12 protein-coding genes and 2 CRISPR repeat arrays are annotated in these 20,779 nt (G+C 71.5%); of the genes, 3 read left to right on the plus strand and 9 right to left on the minus strand.

Annotated elements, in window-relative coordinates; genetic code table 11:
• Window positions 1-127: 127 nt before the first annotated feature.
• Window positions 128-559 carry an Lrp/AsnC family transcriptional regulator gene (locus tag OCT49_RS09535; protein WP_073787381.1) on the minus strand — a complete coding sequence of 144 codons (432 nt, stop codon included), beginning with the start codon at window positions 557-559 and terminating at the stop codon, window positions 128-130.
• A gap of 146 nt (window positions 560-705) precedes the next feature.
• Between OCT49_RS09535 and OCT49_RS09540 the strand changes: the two genes are divergently transcribed.
• From OCT49_RS09540 to OCT49_RS09550, 3 genes are all read left to right on the plus strand, one after another.
• Window positions 706-1,914 (plus strand): MFS transporter, encoded by a 1,209-nt coding sequence (locus tag OCT49_RS09540; protein ID WP_283851457.1) that lies wholly within the window; start codon window positions 706-708, stop codon window positions 1,912-1,914.
• A gap of 213 nt (window positions 1,915-2,127) precedes the next feature.
• Window positions 2,128-3,585 (plus strand): acyl-CoA synthetase, encoded by a 1,458-nt coding sequence (locus OCT49_RS09545; RefSeq protein WP_502963350.1) that lies wholly within the window; start codon window positions 2,128-2,130, stop codon window positions 3,583-3,585.
• A complete protein-coding gene (locus tag OCT49_RS09550; protein WP_502963351.1) occupies window positions 3,578-4,966 on the plus strand; it encodes a carboxyl transferase domain-containing protein in 1,389 nt (462 codons plus the stop codon). The genes OCT49_RS09545 and OCT49_RS09550 overlap by 8 nt, the downstream gene beginning before the upstream one ends.
• 98 nt (window positions 4,967-5,064) lie before the next feature.
• On the opposite strand, the gene OCT49_RS09555 is transcribed toward OCT49_RS09550, so the two are convergent.
• The 8 genes from OCT49_RS09555 to casB all read right to left on the minus strand — a co-directional run bounded on the left by OCT49_RS09555 (window position 5,065) and on the right by casB (window position 20,766).
• A complete protein-coding gene (locus OCT49_RS09555) occupies window positions 5,065-6,330 on the minus strand; it encodes an MFS transporter (protein ID WP_283851459.1) in 1,266 nt (421 codons plus the stop codon).
• Between the two features lie 163 nt (window positions 6,331-6,493).
• Entirely contained in the window at window positions 6,494-8,377 is a 1,884-nt protein-coding gene (locus OCT49_RS09560; protein WP_502963352.1) for an ABC transporter ATP-binding protein, read from the minus strand.
• A 1,617-nt stretch (window positions 8,378-9,994) separates the two neighbouring features.
• Window positions 9,995-12,522: direct repeats of the CRISPR family, unit length 29 nt; unit sequence CGGACCATCCCCGCAGGCGCGGGGACAAC.
• Between the two features lie 99 nt (window positions 12,523-12,621).
• A CRISPR array of direct repeats spans window positions 12,622-16,005; the repeat unit is 29 nt; unit sequence CGGACCATCCCCGCAGGCGCGGGGACAAC.
• Window positions 16,006-16,023: 18 nt separating this feature from the next.
• Window positions 16,024-16,332, minus strand: a complete 309-nt coding sequence (gene cas2e, locus OCT49_RS09565; protein WP_283851460.1) for a type I-E CRISPR-associated endoribonuclease Cas2e — start codon at window positions 16,330-16,332, stop codon at window positions 16,024-16,026.
• Entirely contained in the window at window positions 16,329-17,336 is a 1,008-nt protein-coding gene (cas1e, locus tag OCT49_RS09570; RefSeq protein WP_283851461.1) for a type I-E CRISPR-associated endonuclease Cas1e, read from the minus strand. The genes cas2e and cas1e overlap by 4 nt, the downstream gene beginning before the upstream one ends.
• Before the next feature lie 6 nt (window positions 17,337-17,342).
• Window positions 17,343-18,095 (minus strand): type I-E CRISPR-associated protein Cas6/Cse3/CasE, encoded by a 753-nt coding sequence (gene cas6e / locus OCT49_RS09575; RefSeq protein WP_283851462.1) that lies wholly within the window; start codon window positions 18,093-18,095, stop codon window positions 17,343-17,345.
• A 5-nt stretch (window positions 18,096-18,100) separates the two neighbouring features.
• Complete coding sequence (gene cas5e, locus OCT49_RS09580; protein ID WP_283851463.1) at window positions 18,101-18,898, minus strand: type I-E CRISPR-associated protein Cas5/CasD; 798 nt, start codon at window positions 18,896-18,898, stop codon at window positions 18,101-18,103.
• Complete coding sequence (cas7e, locus tag OCT49_RS09585) at window positions 18,895-20,049, minus strand: type I-E CRISPR-associated protein Cas7/Cse4/CasC (protein WP_283855736.1); 1,155 nt, start codon at window positions 20,047-20,049, stop codon at window positions 18,895-18,897. Before cas7e ends, cas5e begins: the two co-directional genes overlap by 4 nt.
• A 111-nt stretch (window positions 20,050-20,160) precedes the next feature.
• On the minus strand, window positions 20,161-20,766 hold the full coding sequence (casB, locus tag OCT49_RS09590) for a type I-E CRISPR-associated protein Cse2/CasB (protein WP_283851464.1): 606 nt from the start codon (window positions 20,764-20,766) through the stop codon (window positions 20,161-20,163).
• Window positions 20,767-20,779: the final 13 nt, after the last annotated feature.

Below are 20,779 nucleotides of genomic sequence, written 5' to 3' on the forward strand. Positions count from 1 at the left end.
GGCACCGCCCCGGAGAACCCGGGGGCTCGGCGGCCCGGAGAACCCGGGGGTCCGGCGGCCCGGTGGGCACCGCCCCCGGAACCCGGCGGCCCGGTGGGCACCGCCCGTCTCCTCGTCGCCCGGGTCCTCACCTCGCGGGCGCCGCCCTGAGCGCGACCCGGGTGTTGGAGTGCGCGACTCCGGCCTCCCGCTTGAGTCTGCGCAGCAGCCCGTCAAGGGCCGCGGTGTCGGCGACGGTGGCCCGTACCAGGTAGTCGTGGCCGCCGGTGACATGGACCACCTCGGTGATGCCGGGCAGGGCGAGCACCGCCCGCTCGAACGTCTCGTTCGTCGTGTCGATCCGCAGGGTCACGTCGATGAAGACGACGAGACCGGTGCGGGTGTCGGCGGCCGGGTCGATGATCACGGTGAAGCCCCGGATGACGCCGTCCCGGCGCAACCGCCGCACCCGGTCGGCCGCGGCGTTGGCGCTGAGCCCGACCCGCACGCCCAGGTCGCGGTACGAGATCCGGGCGTCCTCCTGGAGGATGCCGAGGATCTCCCTGTCCAGCCGGTCCATACTGCGATTGTCTCAGCTTTGTCCGATTCGCGACGGTGCGCGGCGTGGCCGGGGCGCCCGCCGGCCGGGGGTCCGTCCCCGGCAGCGTTGCCCCGCATGGCGCATTCCGGCGGGCCCGCGACCGCCGTACGCCCTTGACTGAGGGGGTGGATACCGCCGTCAAGCAGGCTTCCGCCCCGGTCGACGCACCGTCCGCGGCCGCCTACCGCAACCTCGTGATGGCCACGATCGGGTTCGGGCTGACCTTCTGGGCCTGGAACCTGATCGCTCCGCTGGCCGGGGACTTCAAGGAGCGGCTCGGCCTGTCCTCGTTCGAGCAGTCGCTGCTGGTCGCGGTGCCGGTGCTGGTCGGTTCGGTGGGGCGGGTGCCGGTCGGCGCGCTCACCGACAAGTACGGCGCCCGGCTGATGTTCCCGCTGGTCTCGGCGCTCACCGTCGTGCCCGTGCTGCTGCTGATCCCGGCGAGGGAGTCGTACGGCGCGATGCTCGCGGTGGGCTTCCTGCTGGGCCTGGGCGGCACCACGTTCGCGATCGGCATCCCGCTGGTCAACTCGTGGTTCCCCCCGGCCAAGCGGGGTCTCGCGCTCGGGGTGTTCGGGATGGGCATGGGCGGGGTGGCCCTGTCCGGGTACTTCACCCCGCGGATCGCCGAGCGCGGCGACAACCTGCCGTTCCTGGTGGTCGCGGCGGCGCTCGTGGTCTACGCGGCGCTGGCCGCGGTGCTGATCGGCGACCGGCCCGACCGGGTGGTGCCGAAGGAGTCCCTCGGCCGCCGGCTGGCCGGCGCGGGACGGCTGCGGGTCACCTGGGAGCTGTCCGCGCTGTACGCGATCGGCTTCGGCGGAATCGTCGCGTTCGGCGTCTACCTCCCCACGTACCTGAAGACCTGGTACGACCTGTCGCCCACCGACGCCGGCACGAAGGCCGCCGGGTTCGCCCTGGTCACGGTCATTTTCCGGCCGATCGGCGGCTGGCTGTCGGACCGCGTCCACCCGGCCCTGGTCACGGCGGCGGCGCTCGGCCTGGCCGCCCTGATGGCGATCGTCCAGGCGTTCGACCCGCCGCTGGCCCCGGGCGGCACGATCGCGCTGCTCTGCATGGCGGCGGGCCTGGGCACGTCGAGCGGCAGCATCTTCGCCCTGGTCTCCCAGGTGACGCCGCAGGCCCAGGTGGGCAGCGTGACCGGGATCGTCGGGGCGACGGGCGGCCTGGGCGGTTTCGTGCCGCCGCTGGTGATGGGGGCGATCTACAGCGCGAAGGACTCGTACTCGATCGGCTTCATGCTGCTGTCGGACCTGGCGCTCGCGGGATGCGTGTACGCGTACGGCCGGATGCGGACCGTCCGGCGGGAGTGAGGCCGCCGGACGGTCGTGGACCGTTCTTCCGGGAACGCCGAGCAGGCCCGCCCGCCCCAGGCGCCCGCGCACGCGCCCTCGCGACGATGCCGCGGCCCGGGACGGCCGTGGACCGTTCCGCGCGCCTGTGCGCCCGCGCACGCGCTCCGGCCGGGACGTGTGCGCGGTGTCACGGAACGTACGGCGGGTGGTGGGGCCCGCCACCTCGCTAGGGTGCGGTGGGTGACTCCTCTTCTGTCTGTGCCGTCCGACGGTTCGACCCGGGAAGCCGTCCGATTCGGCGAACACGCCATGACCTACGACCAGTTGGCCGCCGCTTCCACCGCGCTCGCCGGGCGTCTCGCGGATGCCGGACGGGTCGCCGTATGGGCCACGCCCACCCCCGCGACGGTGGTCGCCGTGGTGGCCGCGCTGCGGGCCGGGGTGCCCGCGGTGCCGCTGAACCCGAAGACGGGCACCCGCGAACTCGCCCACATCGTGGCCGACAGCGCCCCGGCCGTGGTGCTGGCCGGGGCGGGCGACGCGCTCCCGCCGGTGCTCGACGCGCTGGACCGCATCGACGTCGACACGGCCGGGGAGGGCCCGTTCGCCGAGTTCCCCGAGCCCTCCCCCGAGTCCCCCGCGCTGATCGTCTACACCTCCGGCACCACGGGCCCGCCCAAGGGCGCGGTGCTGCCGCGCCGCGCGATCGCCGCGTCGCTCGACGCGCTGGAGGACGCCTGGCGGTGGACCGGGGACGACGTGCTGGTCCACGCCCTGCCGCTGTTCCACGTGCACGGCCTGATCCTGGGCGTGCTCGGGCCGCTGCGCCGGGGCGGCTCGGTGCGGCACCTGGGCCGGTTCAGCACCGAGGGGGTGGCCCGGGAGCTGTCGTCCGGCGGCACCATGCTCTTCGGCGTGCCGACGATGTACCACCGGCTCGCCGAGGCCCTCGACGGCGCGGCGCCGGACGCGGCCGGGCTGGCGAAGGCGCTGGCCGGGGCCCGGCTGCTGGTGTCCGGCTCGGCCGCGCTGCCGGTCCACGACCACGAGCGGATCGCGGCGGCGACGGGCCGCCGGGTCATCGAGCGGTACGGCATGACGGAGACCCTGATGAACACCGGCGTACGGGCCGACGGCGAGCCGCGCCCCGGCACGGTCGGCGCGCCCCTGCGCGGCGTCGAACTCCGTCTGGTCGAGGAGGACGGCACCGTCCTCACCGACCCCGGCGCCATCGGCGAGATCCAGGTGCGCGGCCCGAACCTCTTCCTCGGCTACCTGAACCGCCCCGACGCCACGGCCGCCGCGCTCACTGCGGACGGCTGGTTCCGCACCGGCGACATGGCCACCCGCGACCCCGACGGCTATGTGCGGATCGTCGGCCGCAAGGCCACCGACCTGATCAAGAGCGGCGGCTACAAGATCGGCGCCGGCGAGATCGAGAACGCGCTGCTGGACCACCCGCAGGTCCGCGAGGCCGCCGTCACCGGCGAGCCGGACCCGGACCTCGGCGAGCGGATCGTCGCCTGGGTGGTGCCGGCCGACCCGGCCGCTCCCCCGTCCGGCGAGGAGCTGGCCGACCACGTGGCCGCCCAGCTGTCCCCGCACAAGCGACCCCGCACGGTCCGCTACCTGGACGCGCTGCCCCGCAACGACCTCGGCAAGATCATGAAGAGGTCGCTCCGTGCCTGAGCGGCTGACGGCGAGGGCGGCGATCGCGGCGATCGCCACGGAGTTCGAGGAACTCACCGGCGACGGCGTCGACCGCACCGGGGACGGGCCGCTGTGCTGGGACGGGTACGCGGACTCCCGGGCCCGCGCCGTCGCCCGTACCGGGGAGGCGGAGTCCGTCGTGCACGGCCTCGCCGCCGTCGGCGGGCAGCGCTGCGTCCTGGTCTCGTTCGAGTTCGGCTTCCTGGGCGGCTCGCTGGGGCAGCGCACCGGGGACCGGCTGGTGGCCGCGTACGAGGCCGCCCGGACCCGGTCGCTGCCGCTCGTCTCGCTCATCGCGACGGGCGGCAGCCGGATGCAGGAGGGCATGGTCGCGCTGACCCAGCTCCAGCGGGTGGCCGGGGCCTCGGCGCGGCTGCGGGCGGCGGGCCCCGCGCAGCTCGCGGTCCTGCGCGACCCGACGACCGGCGGCGGCTGGGCCACGCTGGGCGCGGGCGCCGACGTGATCCTGGCGCTGCCGGGCGCCCAGGTCGGGTTCGCCGGTTCCCGGGTGCGGCCCGCCGACGCGGACCCCCACGCGTACACCGCGGAGGGGCAGCTGGCCGCGGGCCAGATCGACGCGGTCGTCCCGCCCGGGGAGCTGCCGGGGACGGTGGCCGGCTGGCTGCGGGCGCTCGCCCCGCAGTCCGCGCCCCGGCCCGCCCCGGTGCCGGAGGCCCTGTCCGCCGCCGGTCTCCCGGCGACCGGCTGGGACGCGGTCCGGCAGGCGCGTGCCGCGTCCCGGCCGCGCGCCGAGACGTATCTGGACGCGTACTTCGAGCACCGGCTCCCGTTGCGCGGCGACCGCTGCGGGGGCACGGACCCGGGGCTGCTGTGCGGTTTCGGGCGGCGCGAGGGCCGCTCGGTGGCGTACGTCGCCCAGTGCGGCACCGCGACCCGCCCGGCCGGTTACCGCACGGCGGCCCGGGTGATCCGGCTGGCGGACCGGCTCGGCGTGCCCGTGCTCACCCTGATCGACACCCCGGGCGCGGCGAACGACGCGGCGGCGGAGCGGGCCGGGGCGGGCGCCGCCATCGCCGACGCCTTCGCGGCCGTGGCCGGGGCCCGGGTGCCCGTCACCACCCTGGTGATCGGCGAGGGCGGTTCGGGCGGCGCGCTGGCGCTGGCGGCCCCGGGGAACACCCACGTCACCCGGGACAGCTACTTCTCGGTCATCGCCCCGGAACTGGCGGCGGCGATCCTGAAGCGCCCGCCGGAGGAGGTGCGGGCCACGGCGGACCAGCTGCGGCTGCGCCCCCAGGACCTGGTGGAACTGGGCTTCGCCCGCTCGGTGGCGGCACCGGCGCAGGAGGGGGCCGGGGAGGGGACCGGGGACGGAAGCGGGGACGCGCCGCGGGGGTGAGTCACGGGCGGGGCGCCACAGCTCCGAGCTGAGCGCCACGGCCTCCGAGCAGGGGCCACAGGGCCCGATCAAGGCCTTTCCCCCGCCCGGCAGCGGTGTCATGGCTGCGGGTTCTGCGCGTCGTACCGTGCGAACCCGCGCCACCGCAGCCCCAGCAGGGTCACGGCGACGACACAGGCGATCCCGCCCCCGGTCACCGCCAGGCCGGGCGAGGCCAGGTCGGCGACCGATCCGGCCAGGAAGTCGCCGAGCCTGGGCCCGCCCGCCACGACGACGATGAACACGCCCTGGAGCCGTCCCCGCATCTCGTCCGGCACGGCGGTCTGGAGCATGGTGTTGCGGAAGACCATCGATATGTTGTCCGCGCATCCGGCGAGCGCCAGGAAGATCAGCCCGAGCCAGAGCTGGCGGGTCAGCCCGAAGACCGCGACGGCCGCGCCCCAGCCGGCCACGGCCAGCAGCACCGCGAGGCCGTGGCGCCGGACGCGGCCCAGCCATCCGGAGAACACCCCGCCGAGCAGCGCGCCCAGTGCGGGGGCGGCGACCAGCAGCCCGGTGGTCTTCGCGTCGCCCCCGTACCAGAGGACGGCGACGACGGGGAACAGCGCCCGGGGGTGGGCCAGCACCATGGCGCACAGGTCGGTGAAGAAGGTCATCCGCAGATTGGGCCTGGCCCCCAGGAAGCGCAGCCCGTCCGCGACGGACGCCCGCTTGTGCCCCGAGCCCTCCTCGCGCTGCGGCAGCATCGCGGGCAGCCGCCACATCGCGTACAGCGAGGCGGTGAAGGTGATGACGTCGACGGTGTACGCGGCCCGGTAGCCCCACCAGCCGACGACGAGTCCGCCGAGCATCGGCCCGGCCAGCATGCCGGTGGTGCTGGTCATGGAGTTGAGGGCGTTCGCCGCGGGCAGCTGCTCGGCCGGCAGCAGCCGGGCGATCATCGAGCTGCGGGCCGGTGCGTTGACGGCGAAGCAGGCCGCCTGGAGGGCCACGACCGCGTACAGCAGCCCCACCTGTTCCACCCCGGCGACGGCGGCGGCGAGCAGGACGACGGAGAGCCCGAACGATCCCGCCGCGCTGACCAGCCCCAGCTTGCGCCGGTCGAGGGTGTCCGCTACGGCACCGCCGTACAGTCCGAAGACGACGAGCGGCAGGAACGAGCAGAAGCCGATGAGTCCGACCGAGAAGGCCGATCCGGTGATGTCGTAGACCTGGAGCGACACGGCGAGCGAGGTCATCCCCTGCCCGATCCAGGAGACCGTGTTCCCGAACCAGAGCCGCCGGTAGTCGGGAGAGGTCCTCAGCGGTGTCAGGTCGGCGAATATGCGGGTGCGGCGGGCGGGTCCTTCGGTCGTTTCGGTCACAGCGGATGGTAACGGGCGGTGTTCCGGCCGCCGCCGGGCGCGGCCCGTTTCCGGCCGGGCGCGCCCGCCGTGGGGTTCCGGCCGGCGCGGGGGCGGCGGGAAGCGCGGGGCCCACCCGGCCCGTCACCGTCCTGCGGCGGGCGGCCCGTTCGGGGCGCGGTGCTCAGCTCCAGTGGACTCCTGACGGTTCGGCGGGCCGGGGCTCGGCCCCGTCGTGCTGCCGGACGCGGCGTTCGAAGAGCGTGGCGTACAGGCCGCTGTTGCCGAGGAGCTGGGCGTGCGTGCCGGACTCCACCAGCCGCCCCTCGTCCAGGACCAGGACGCGGTCGGCGTCCGCGGCGAGGGCCAGGTCGTGGGTGATCACGATGGTGGTGCGGCCCCGGGCCAGTCGCCGCAGCGGGGCGAGGATGCGCTGTGCGGCCAGCCGGTCCAGCCCGGTGGTGGGCTCGTCGAGCAGGAGCACGGGGGCGTCGCGCAGCATGGCGCGGGCGATGGCGATGCGCTGCAACTGGCCGCCGGACAACCGGGGCGTGCCGGTGGATATGACAGTGTCATATCCCTCCGGCAAGGCACGGATGAACCCGTCGGCGTCGGCCGCCCGCGCGGCCTCCACGACCTCGTGGTGGCTCACGTCGGTGCGCCCGCAGGCGATGTTCTTCTCGATGGTGTCGTGCAGCACGAGCGTGTCCTGGGGCAACAGCGTGATGTTCCGGCGCAGGTAGGTCAGCGGCAGCCGGTCCACGGAGACGCCGTCCAGCCGGATGCTGCCGGAGTCGGGGTCGTAGAACCTCAGCAGCAGCGCCGCCAGGGTCGACTTGCCCGCACCGCTGGGGCCGGTGATGACCACGAGTTCCCCGGGGCTCGCGGTGAACGAGAGGTCCCGGAGCACGGGTTCGGCGCCGTGGGGGTAGCGGAAGAAGACGTGGGACGCCTCCACCTCGCCGAGCGCCCGGCTCCGGGGCGGTTCGGGCACGGAGGAGGCCGGGTCGGTGACGGAGGATCGGGAGTCGAGGATCTCCAGCAGTCGTTCGGCTCCCGCGGTCGCCGCGGTGGCGGTCAGGCCGAGCTGTCCCAGCGAGCGGATCGGCGGGTAGAGGTAGCCGATGAAGGCGGCGAAGGCGAGGAGTTCACCGAGGGTCATCCGGCCCGCGGAGATCTCCCACGCCCCCAGGCCGATGATGGTCAGGACGCAGATCGTTTCGAGGACCTCGACGAACTGCTCGTAGAACTCGGTGAGGCGGACGGCCTTCACGGCGGTCCGCAGCCGTACCCCCGCCTTGTCCGCGAGCCGGTTCTCCTCGTCCTGCTGCCGGTTGTACGCCTGGGTCATGACGACGTTGACCAGCGTCTCCTCGACCACCGCCGTGATGGCGCCGTCCGCCGCCCGGCCGCGCCGGGACACCGCGCGCAGGGGCCCGGCGAACCGGCCGGTGACGATCAGGAGCAGCGGGACCATGACGAAGGTGGCGAGCGCCAGGTCCCAGCGCAGCATCAGGGCGGCGCCGGCGTAGAAGAGGGTGCCGAACAGCGCCGAGGCCAGGCCGACGATGCCGGAGACCACCAGCGCTTCGATGGCCTCCACGTCGCCGGTCAGTCGTTCCACCAGGTCACCGCGGCGATTGCGCTGGAAGAAGTGCGGTGGCAGCGTCTGGATGTGGCCGAAGACGCGGGCCCGCAGCCGCAGGACGAAGCGCTCGGCGGTCCAGACCGCGAGCGAGCTGCCCAGATACCCCACCACGGCACCGGCGACCGCGACGGCGAGCCACTGCCCGGCGGGTTTCCAAAAGGCACTGACGTCGCCTTGTTGCAGGGCGGTGTCGGTGAGTTCGGCGAAGAGCAGGACCGTGACGGTCTCGGCCAGGGCGGCCAGAACGGCGCACAGAAAGATCACGATCAGCCAGCGCCGGTCCCCCTTGGTCAGGGGCCAGAAGCGCCGGAACGACATCAGGATGCCGATGGGGTCGGTACGGATCGGAATGTCCGTCACCGAGTCCCGGGGCGGCTCCTCGGTACGGGCTGAACGCTGGAACGAACCGCGAAGGCGCATGGGCGTCACGTCACAGAGGTCGTGGGCGTCATGACAGAGGTCGTGGCCGCCCTGTCACGGAAGCCCCGGGGTCGTGGGCGTCAGGCCACGGGAACACCGAGGTCCTGGGCGTCATCCACGGGAACACCGGGGTCGCGGACTCACGCCCCCGGACGCCGGGGCCGCGACACTCGGGCGCGGCCCCGGGCCACACAACCGCGAGGCGGACCCGCGCAATGCGCGCGAGCCTGCCTCGGGCTGGGTTTGACGTCAGGGATGGGAGTCAGTAGCCCCACCGACGTCCACGCCGGCCGTAGCCGTAGCCGTAGTCGTCGTAGTAGCCATAGTCACGGAATCCGCGTCCGCGTCCACGTCCACGTCCGTATCCACGTCCGCGTCCGTATCCACGTCCGCCTCGACCGTGGTCCCTGTCCCTGTGGTCGAAGATGCTGCGTACGTTCATCTTCGCCTCCTTCGGAGGATGCTTGTGCCACTCCTTGCTTCTGCAGCGGCACTTCCGACACTACGTCGACCCCCTACGCGCAACAAGTCGTACAAGCCACAATCAGCATAAAAGCCATGAAATACCCAAATCCACCAGATCGTTACTGTCGGTCACTCTCCGGGCACCCCCTGGGCGGCAGCCCCGCCGGCAGGGGCCGTCGGGGCCGCACACCCCGGGAGCCGAGGTCCACACCTCCGACACCACCCCCCACCCACCGGAAACGACTTCCTCGCGGAGTTCCCCCCGTGACAACGACCGCACCGTCCGGGAAGAACGCCAGACGAAGAACACCAGACATCGAATGACCCCGCCGTGGCGGAATGAGACCCGCGGCTCACCGAGGGCGCCCGGGCTCCGTTTAGGGGACGGGGAGTTCGCACGTTCGGCTCCTTTCCCGCCCGGTTCCGCTCCGCAGAGACACCCTTGCCCCCGCACTTTTCACCCCGAACAGACCCCGCCCGAACAGGTCCCACCCGAGGGGCAGGGCGGCAGCGGCCACAACACCCGCGCCGATCAGCAGCACCCGGCGGCCGGGGAAAGAGCCCGGCCCACCGAGGACCGCACGGCGATACGACGGTACGGACGATGGTTGTCACATCATCGGCGACGACCAGGACACCCCGGCCAACGCGCCCAAGTACCGCACCACCTCGGCCCGCTGTTTGCAGGTCAGCGGGCGCACGACGCCGTACAGCGTCCACGGGGGATCAGAACTGAATATTCTTTCTAGAAAAACCTTCAAGAGCCCACCCTGCAGCGTTCCCTGCGGGCAGCTCGGACGACTCCGCTGCCACCGGAGCCGGACAGGCCCATCACCGAGAGACCGGGAACGATTGCGCGACGAACCCGGAGCAGCAACGCGATCCCCGCCCTGGACGCGACCACCGAGGCCGACGAAGCCGGGCCAGAACCTCCACCCCACCTCTGGCCGCAGCGCCCACACCCATCACCCGTCCTGACATTTCGGGCGGATGTCAGGGGATGCACCGGACGAACCTCCGGCAAGCCAACGCCCCCGCCCAACCCCCACAATCCTCGCAACTCCCACAGATCGCGGGTGCTGCGGGGATCGTTAGAACCCGAGGCGGGCGCGGGGGCGACTGCATGACCACCGGCCCCGCGCTGCCCTCGCACAGACCATCCCCGCGGGCGCGGGGACAACGCTAACCACGGCCCCGGCGACTGCGGACTCACCGGACCATCCCCGCGGGCGCGGGGACAACATCGCCACCAGCTCGGCGGACATCGGCACCCGCGGACCATCCTCGCGGGCGCGGGGACAACTCGGCGTCGGTGTCGGCGCCGCCGTCGATGTACGGACCATCCCCGCGGGCGCGGGGACAACCTCCAGACCGGCAAGTTCGGCCAGCTCGACCGCGGACCATCCCTGCGGGCGCGGGGACAACACGTCGCATGACGGGTCAGGCATCGGTTCCTCGGGACCATCCCCGCAGGGGCGGGGACAACTTGGCGGGCGAGCGGCGCGCGCCGTGCTGTCGTGGACCATCCCCGCGGGCGCGGGGACAACGTCAACCTGAACGAGCACAAGGGAGTCCGCGTCGGACCATCCCCGCGGGCGCGGGGACAACTTCCCGCTCGCACTCGAATGCCGCGTTCTCGACGGACCATCCCCGCGGGCGCGGGGACAACACGATCGGCGCATCAATGAACTGGCAGCACTTCGGACCATCCCCGCGGGCGCGGGGACAACGCTGAATCGTTAAGAACTGCTACGGGTTGCTACGGACCATCCCCGCAGGCGCGGGGACAACACCGAGACCGAGTCGAGTTGGTTTCCGACCGGACCATCCCCGCGGGCGCGGGGACAACCATCCACCCGCCGGTTCGTCGAGCTGACTAGACGGACCATCCCCGCGGGCGCGGGGACAACGTGATCGTGACGGTCATGCCGTTGTTGCTCAGCGGACCATCCCCGCGGGCGCGGGGACAACGTCTCGACCGTCTTGTACATCGTGCCGCCGCACGGACCATCCCCGCGGGCGCGGGGACAACCAGAGGTGCTTGGCCTGCCCGGTGACGGCCATCGGACCATCCCCGCGGGCGCGGGGACAACTTTAGGTAAACACTTCTCCAACCCTAAGCGGCAGGACCATCCCCGCGGGCGCGGGGACAACCATCTCGAAGGGGGTGAGACTGCCGAGCTTGCCGGACCATCCCCGCGGGCGCGGGGACAACGTCGACCAGGCCCGCACGTTCTCCATGGTCATGGGACCATCCCCGCGGGCGCGGGGACAACCCGTCACGGAGGTGGATCTTGACCCTGTCGGCCGGACCATCCCCGCGGGCGCGGGGACAACTTCCGGGCCGTAGGCGGTCACTTGCGGCCGTACGGACCATCCCCGCGGGCGCGGGGACAACCCCAAGGGCCCCGCCTTCGACGACATGGACGCCGGACCATCCCCGCGGGCGCGGGGACAACGGGCTTACTGCGTCGAGCAGTGCACCGATCGCCGGACCATCCCCGCGGGCGCGGGGACAACCTCAAGGGGTCAGGGGAGAACGCGAAGTCGACCGGACCATCCCCGCGGGCGCGGGGACAACTACACCACCGACCAGATCGGCGTGCACCCCGCCGGACCATCCCCGCGGGCGCGGGGACAACTGCGTCTTCCGCGCGCCGGTCGGGGGGCCGGCCGGACCATCCCCGCGGGCGCGGGGACAACGGCGCCTCGCTGATTCTCGCGGGCCTGATGCTCGGACCATCCCCGCGGGCGCGGGGACAACGATTACGACGATCGTCGGGAGCTTGAGCCCTTCGGACCATCCCCGCGGGCGCGGGGACAACACCGAGACCGAGTCGAGCTCGACCCGTACCTACGGACCATCCCCGCGGGCGCGGGGACAACGGTTCGGGTGAGCTCTACGAATGCGGTTCCGACGGACCATCCCCGCGGGCGCGGGGACAACGCGAGGGTCTGGGGTTCGGGCACGGGGTGCTCCGGACCATCCCCGCGGGCGCGGGGACAACCCGGTGTCCGAGAGCACGAAGTTGGTGACGGCCGGACCATCCCCGCGGGCGCGGGGACAACTTTGCGCGCCCGAATGTGGGGCCGCCGTGAACAGGACCATCCCCGCGGGCGCGGGGACAACGGGGCGGCGCTGTAGTCCTCGGTGAGTGCCAGAGGACCATCCCCGCAGGCGCGGGGACAACGTACTCATCCTCGACGACCTCAGCCTCGAGTACGGACCATCCCCGCAGGCGCGGGGACAACTCGTCGGCGGCGCGCTGCATCTTGCGGGAGACCGGACCATCCCCGCAGGCACGGGGACAACAACAACGCCCCTCCCGCGCTGCGGGAGGGGCGGGGACCATCCCCGCAGGCGCGGGGACAACTGGTTCTGGCCCGGTCACCGGGAGCCCCCCGAGGGACCATCCCCGCAGGCGCGGGGACAACGCCCGAGCAAGTCCCCGGCCAGATCCCCGCATTGGACCATCCCCGCAGGCGCGGGGACAACATGTGGCTGAGACCAGCGGAAGACGCCGAAGGCGGACCATCCCCGCAGGCGCGGGGACAACACCCCGAAGTGCCGGGGCCGGCAGGTCAGTAGCGGACCATCCCCGCAGGCGCGGGGACAACCCGGCACCCCGGGCCGACCGGCCCGGGAAACCCGGACCATCCCCGCAGGCGCGGGGACAAGGACCGCCAGTCGGAGGGGGCCGGGCTCCAGCGAGGACCATCCCCCGCAGGCGCGGGGACAACACACGACCACCGACCTCCTCACCGGCACCGATACCGCGGGGACCATCCCCGCAGGCGCGGGGACAACTCGACCATGCGGCGCTCCATCGGGCGGGCTTCCGGACCATCCCCGCAGGCGCGGGGACAACGCTTTGACCTGCGAAGACGAACGAGATGTCCGAGGACCATCCCCGCAGGCGCGGGGACAACCCGGTACGTGGTGCCGATGGGCGCGGTGGCATCGGACCATCCCCGCAGGCGCGGGGACAACCCGGGCATGGCGTCCTCCCTCGTTTTCGAGCGAGGACCATCCCCGCAGGCGCGGGGACAACCCCGGCAGCGCCTACGCCTACGTGCCGAGTGCCGGACCATCCCCGCAGGCGCGGGGACAACCACGAGGGGGGCCGGCTATGGCGGATACGGCCCGGACCATCCCCGCAGGCACGGGGACAACGGTGAGCGCCGGTTCTTGCACGACCGGCCCACCGGACCATCCCCGCAGGCGCGGGGACAACAAACGCTACCTAGCCGTGGCAACAGACATCGGCGGACCATCCCCGCAGGCGCGGGGACAACTCGAAGCAGACCCACGTTTCCTTGCCACCGTCCGGACCATCCCCGCAGGCGCGGGGACAACTCGGGGAGCCACCGGAGGCACATCCCGCACTCCGGACCATCCCCGCAGGCGCGGGGACAACGCCACCGTCTCGGCACCGATCCCGTGCGCGATCGGACCATCCCCGCAGGCGCGGGGGCAACGCCACCGTCTCGGCACCGATCCCGTGCGCGATCGGACCATCCCCGCAGGCGCGGGGACAACACCTCGGCGGTGGCTGGGCCGGAGGTGAGCATCGGACCATCCCCGCAGGCGCGGGGACAACTGGTCGAGGTCGAGGAACGTCAGCGCGTCCTTGGGACCATCCCCGCAGGCGCGGGGACAACGCGGACCCGCTGGGGCTCGGCTTTCGCCGCCCACGGACCATCCCCGCAGGCGCGGGGACAACAGCACGGCCAGCGCGAGGCCCGGGATGTTGTACGGACCATCCCCGCAGGCGCGGGGACAACATCCCGAGCGCATCCAGGTCCGCCCGCCGCTCCGGACCATCCCCGCAGGCGCGGGGACAACCCCGCGCGCATCCGCGAAAAGCACTGCGTCACAGGACCATCCCCGCAGGCGCGGGGACAACTCTCCAATGTTCCTGCCAACGTCGACAAACTGCGGACCATCCCCGCAGGCGCGGGGACAACCGGTATCTCCTGCACCATCCCCCGCGTCACCTCGGACCATCCCCGCAGGCGCGGGGACAACGACGATCATGCCGACGTGAGGCTGAAACGGTCAGGACCATCCCCGCAGGCGCGGGGACAACGCAGGGACGGACGGACGGGGGTACCCCGTCGTCGGACCATCCCCGCAGGCGCGGGGACAACTGCGGTTGAAGCGATGAGCCGAGGCAACTGGTCGGACCATCCCCGCAGGCGCGGGGACAACGCGGCTACGGCCTCAATCTGGTGTTCACGAAGCGGACCATCCCCGCAGGCGCGGGGACAACTCCAGGTCGGCCAGGGAGCAGGCCCAGTGGAACGGACCATCCCCGCAGGCGCGGGGACAACGCGACTCCTGAAGTCCAGGGGGCGCTGTTTCAGGGACCATCCCCGCAGGCGCGGGGACAACATGGTGAACACGCACCGGGACTCGTCGAGCTTCGGACCATCCCCGCAGGCGCGGGGACAACCCGACCCAGCCCGGATGCGAACGCAGCTACGGAGGACCATCCCCGCAGGCGCGGGGACAACGCCCCCTTTCATGCTCTCGCCCCGCAGATCACCGGACCATCCCCGCAGGCGCGGGGACAACGCTGAAAGCGAAGGCGCTGGCGCCGGTGCTGCTGGACCATCCCCGCAGGCGCGGGGACAACAACCGTTGCGGCCGGCCCCGCCGCTGACGCACAGGACCATCCCCGCAGGCGCGGGGACAACACATCGCGGCAGCTGCTGCCCCCCGCCAGCCGAGGACCATCCCCGCAGGCGCGGGGACAACAGGGCACGGGGGCACGGCGCAGACCGGAAAGAGGGACCATCCCCGCAGGCGCGGGGACAACATGAGCACCCGCCGCAGAGGCCGCGCCTCAGAAGGACCATCCCCGCAGGCGCGGGGACAACTCAGAAGTGGTGGCAGGCTCAGTACGCCGTTTCGGACCATCCCCGCAGGCGCGGGGACAACGTCAGCCGCTCCTCCACCGGGGGCCTCCAGCGCGGACCATCCCCGCAGGCGCGGGGACAACCCGCCCCTCCTCGTCCCGCACCACCGTGCCGTCGGACCATCCCCGCAGGCGCGGGGACAACACCACGAGGTCAGTGAGGTGCGCCTCTCGGAGAGGACCATCCCCGCAGGCGCGGGGACAACCGATCGTGCCGCCCTCCACTACATCCGCCCCCCGGACCATCCCCGCAGGCGCGGGGACAACACCACGCCGAGGAAGAGGGGCAGATGCGCACGAGGACCATCCCCGCAGGCGCGGGGACAACGGTCACATTCATGGGCGAAACGCCCATCGGTAAGGACCATCCCCGCAGGCGCGGGGACAACCGGCCCAGGTCTCGGCCACCCAGGAGAGCTCCGGGACCATCCCCGCAGGCGCGGGGACAACCAACCGCTCGGGCCTGAACGTTTCGTCAGGCCCGGACCATCCCCGCAGGCGCGGGGACAACCTCGGACTTCAGCCGCTCGTTCTCGGCTCGGGCGGACCATCCCCGCAGGCGCGGGGACAACGCCGACCACATCCCGCACCCCATCGAGCGGCCCGGACCATCCCCGCAGGCGCGGGGACAACATTGCAGCTGCTGATCGACTGCACGGCCCCACCGGACCATCCCCGCAGGCGCGGGGACAACCACGAGTGCCGGAAATCCTCCTCGTTCGACAGGACCATCCCCGCAGGCGCGGGGACAACGCTCCGACGGCTGTCGGCCCGGCTGACCTCGTCGGGACCATCCCCGCAGGCGCGGGGACAACGTCCTCCCCGGCGAGCACCGGGTGTTCATCGTCGGACCATCCCCGCAGGCGCGGGGACAACACCGATGCGGTGCCCCGCCTCGGGGAGGCCCGCGGACCATCCCCGCAGGCGCGGGGACAACGTCCGGTCGGGGCAGCCGCTCCGCGCCAGCCCCGGACCATCCCCGCAGGCGCGGGGACAACGACAGCCTCGGACCCTGGAACGGAACGGACCCCGGACCATCCCCGCAGGCGCGGGGACAACGTTTGCCGCGGAGGGGGTGGGGAGCAGTACCCAGGACCATCCCCGCAGGCGCGGGGACAACAACTGGGCGCGCAGGGTGTCCGGGTCTGTTTCCGGACCATCCCCGCAGGCGCGGGGACAACGTACTGGGCGCAGGCCGCGTTCCCCTTGTCGGCGGACCATCCCCGCAGGCGCGGGGACAACACTTGTTGAGCTGGGGTTTTATCGGGCGGAGGGGCTGTTTTCATTTAGTTGCTTCTGGGGGCGGGCCGAGAGGATCAGCCCGTCGAAGTCGACAGGCTGCCAGCGATCCCGGCCTGCGGTGCGGACGGCCCATCCTTGTTCGTTGGCGGCTGGCTCGATGAGGATGGCTTGGCCGTCGCCGATGCGAGTGGCCAGAAGCTCCCAGAGACGATCGCGGATGCGGCGGCTGGGGTTGCCGACGAATACCCCGGCGCTGGCTTCGACCATCCACCGGGTGAGGTGCCCGCGAAGACCCTCCGGGGCTGCGACGAGAATAATCACGGTCATGATGCGGCTTCAGGATCGTCGAGCTCAGGTCCGATGACGGCGATGTGGCTGTCGGTCATCCCATGTGCCGACATGTCAGCTTGGCCGGCATAGTTGGTACCGCCCGGAACGGACCCCAGGTGCTCATCCCACAGGAGATTGACCTCGGGGTCTTCGAAGTCCGTTCCTTCGGGAGTGAGCAGATTCTTCACGTCGGTGACGATGCGGCCGAGAAGCTTGTCGCGGGCAATGAGATCACGGAGCCCAAGTCGTGCGTCGCGTTCCTCGGTGAGGCCCTGCGCGGCCAAGTCGAAGGCGAGTGGGATGGTGTATTCGGCCTTGTAGAGGTCGGCGATGTCCAGGACGAAGGATGTGGCTTTGCCTGTGTGGACGAAGCCGAGCCCCGGGCTGGCGCCCAGCCCGATGATGACGGCATGGCAGATGCCATAGAGGGCAGCGTTGGCTGCAGACAACAGGCGATTGAGGTCGTCACCCGCCGCGAACGCATCCCCAGGTTTGTAGACCCGGCCGTTCCAGGGAACTCCGGTCCGGGCGGCCTGGGCCTTGTAGAACTTGCGGATGCGCGTGCCTTCACGTCCGCGGAGTTGTTGCATGGTGAGGGCGGAGACGTCCTCTCCAGGAAATCGCATGCTGTACATGGCGCGGGCGACGGCAAGGCGTTCCTTGGGCCGGGTGACGAGCCATGCCTGGCGGTGCAGAAGGCCGGCACCCCGGCTGGGGCCGAGGCCAGCCGCGTACATACGGACACCCTGTTCACCCACCCAGCACACAGTGGTGCCGGAATCGGCGAGCAGGCGGATGGCGCCGTGGGTGACGCGTGTCCCGGGGCCGAGAAGCATGACGGCGACCATGGCCGCAGGTACCCGGACGGTTTGCCGCTTGTTGATGATGACGACGGCGTTCTCGTCCCGGTCCAGATGGCTTCGCTCGACGTAGACGCTGGAGACACGGTCGACGAGACGGTGCAGGTCCTGGGGGTCGGCCTTCCACCAGATGTCGGGCACGGGTGTTCATTCCTTTTCGGGGAGAGGAGCAAGGGTGAGCAGTCCGCACCCGTACGCCTTGGAGGGGCCGATGCCGCCGAGGAGCCGCTCGGTGAGGATGTCCGGATCCGTGATGCGCAGGCTTCCTTCGAAGGTGACGGAGTTCATGACGACGTGGGCCTCCTTCCCGGTGGCGGACCCTTTCCCGAAGGAACGGCGCCGACGGGCGATGATGCGGATGTCGCGCGGCGGTTCCCCGGCCGCGTCGTGGATTCCGTCGAGGTCTGGGGCGGCGGGGATGTCGAAACCCCACCGCAGGGTGCGGGTGAGGAACCACTTGAGCTGCGCTTCGGCAGTCCGGTGGCCGAGGCGGAAGCCGCGCCGATCGCCCGCGTCGATGCGTGCTTGCTGGCGAGTGGTGGGCTTGTCGGGCCGGTTGGTGTTCTGAACGGGGTTGGCGGTGAGCCGGAAGGCAAAGCTGCGGCCGGGCGCGAGCTGCCGCAGGAGCGGGGCGTAGTCACGCACGGCGTAGTGCTCGCCGTCGGCGTCGGGCCACCCCGCCTGCTCGACCAGGTGGGACCAGTCAGGTCTGTTCGCGGTGAGGACGAACAGTTGGGGGCGATGAGGGTTGTCCGGGTCGAGCCGCCACAAGGTACGTGACTGGTCGGGCTCACCGGGGATACCTGCTTGGACCGCGCCGTGCATGGCCCTTGGACTGGCCAAGAGTTTGCGGCTCTGGGCACGCAGGGGGTTGATACGGATGCGGGAAAGGTAGGGCATGTCAGTTACCAACCGAGGAGAGCAAAGGGGTCGTGGCCGCCCGTGGCCGGGGGGTGGTCCGGGTCGGGGGTGAGTCCGGTGGGAGCTGCGAGGTAGGTGTGCCGGATACGACGAGTGGTGAACGTCCGGTTCGTCGGCGCGAAGGACAGGGGGACGTCGTCGCGGATCTCGTCCCCGGCCGGATCGTCGAGGGTGGCCGGGAGATCTACATGAGCGGCGTTGCTGTTCCTGCGCCCCCACCGGTTGCGCACCGCCTTGGTCACCTGCCAGGGCTCCGCGCGCAGCACGTCTTCCAGGGCACCGGTGCGTTGCCCCAGCACCAAGGGCTGGGCGGGTACGCAGGAGCGACGGCCGAGGGAGAGCGGGAAGGCCGGGTGGCGTACGGCGTGTTCGAGGGCAGTGATGAGTTCGCCGGGGCCTTCAACGGCTGCGAGGAAGACGGCGTCCTGGAGGTAGAAGCGTTGGGTGACATGCGTCCGTTTGGCCGGTGAGGTGGGCTTCTGCACGCCGTTGGCGGACACTGCGGCGGAAAGGAGCGGTCGGCCCCGGTAGTCGCTGACGGTGTGGTAGTCGCGTAGGAGACTGCCGGGCTGGTCGACCCGGATGCCGAGGCCGAGCCCGGCGAGGTCGTCCACGTCGGCGTGCCGGGATCGCCCGGCGGCAGCGGCGAGGAGCCCCACGACTCCGGACTTCGTTGGTTCAGGGCGTGTCTCGCGGCGGTTGAACATACTGCGGTCGCCCCACGACTGGAGTGGGGCGGCGAGACGCAGCAGGAGTACGGAGGTGCGGCCGGGCGGCGTCACGCCTCTTCTCCCAGAGCGGAGGTGATGTGGGTACGCAAGGTAGTACGCAGGTCGGCGAAGGGCACGGATTCACCGAAGGCACGGGCAAGGGCTTCAGCGGTGTCCTTGGTACGGGGTTCGTCAGTGGTGAAGATGTGGCTGGCCGCTCCGTAGAGCGGAGCGTCGCCCCATGTCCTTGCCTCGCCCGTGTACGCCTCGGCGAGGCGGCGGGCGGACTCGGCCTGGATGCCGGCCTTCGTCGCCACGGGTTCCTCGAAGGCGGAAACAAGGTTGACCGGCTGGTCCGTGCGTACGACGACGGCGACGAGACTCGGCCGGGTGCGGTGGGCGAAGGAATTCTGGTAGCCGGTGGGAGCGGACAGGACGAAGCCGTCGACAAAACCGTCGAGGGCATCGAGAGCGGCGTCGGTGTCACCGCCGAGGTTTTCGACGAGCTGAGCGAACCCGACCGTGGCGTAGCGGTAGAGGGTGGCGGAGTTGAACCCGATGGTACCGATCATTCCGGCCCCGGTCTCGTCCCGTTCGTTCTGGTCGTCGACGGCGGTGAAGTAGTCGAACTCGAGTTGCGTCTCATGGGTGGAGATCGCATGGGCCACCTGTACGGCGGCATCCACGTTGAGCTTGGGGATGTCGGCGACCATACGGCCGAACAGTGCGACGCCCACGGGGTGCCCGGTGCTGAAGCTCTCCACGACGGGGAGTTCCTTGACTTCCTCGGCCAAGGCCTTCTCGTCCAACGCCACGAGGTCGGTGGCGCGCTCGGCCACGAGAGCCGCGACGGCGTCCAGTTGAGCGTTGCCGTAAAAGAGGAGGTAGGCGGTGTCGCTGGCCTTCTTGCCCTGACTCAAGCCGAGTTGAGCGAGGAGAGCCTCGGCGAGACGGGTGGAGTCGTCACGCTCCAGGCCCGTGCTCCGCACGATCCGCGCAGTGAGTTCCTGGGCGATGCGCTTCGTGCGGGTGGCGCGGTCGGGCTCGGGGACCTGCGTGTCGAAGTGCTGACGGGTCGCCCGCTTCCACGCCTGCGAGGACACCCGGGAGCGGCGCACACCACCGAAGACGGCTTCCTTGGGGTTGCCCTGATCGTCCCTGTTGAGGTTGGCGGGCGGCACGGTCTGAACGACGTGTACGTCGATGTAGAGGCGCTGGGTCATCGGATTGCTCCAAGTCATGGGTAGGTGAATAGCGGTCGGTCGGCCGCCAACTGGCGCTCACGTGGGCACACAGGAAGGGCGTCCAGGGCGAACACCGGAGGCAGCAAAGGGTCAGCCGTCAGTGCGTCGGCCCGTAGCACCCTGCGTCCAGCCGTAGTAGTCCAGGCCCCAGCGGCGGCGTACGCGGGAGCGTGAATCGGGCCGGTTCCAGTCGCGGATGTCGGAGATCAGCCGGTTGTAGTCGACGGGCTCCTTGATGTCCTTGAGCTGGCTGATCAAGCCACGCAGCCGCAACGCGAGCGTGTCCGTGGAGGTAGCGGAGAACACCTGCTGAAAGCGGGAGTCGACCGCTTCGTCGCTGGTGCGTTTGTGGCGCCGGAGTCCGAGCACGGCCCGGCCGAGCCCCACTCCGTCGCAGTGCATCGGCCGGTCCTGGCTCTGCTGGTGCAGTCCGTAGAGAGCGAGCGCGATGTGTTCGGCTTCCTGCTCGGCAGAGACTTCTCCCCGACGCGCGGCATAGTCGTCGACGGGGCAGGTGTAGAACGGGAACATCTCCAGCACGGTTCCGGCGGGACGGCCCAAGCCCCGGCGGAGAATCTGAAGGTCTTCCCCGGGTGGGCGCTTCTCCGCCGCTGTGCCCTCCTTGCGGCGCCAGGTGCCGTCCGCGGCAATGTACCGGTGCCAGATCCTCGGCTTCGTGGGCTCTTCTTCGGTCATGATCGTGTCCAGA

Origin of the sequence: Streptomyces sp. ML-6, assembly GCF_030116705.1 — a bacterium.
Taxonomy (GTDB): Bacteria; Actinomycetota; Actinomycetes; order Streptomycetales; family Streptomycetaceae; genus Streptomyces.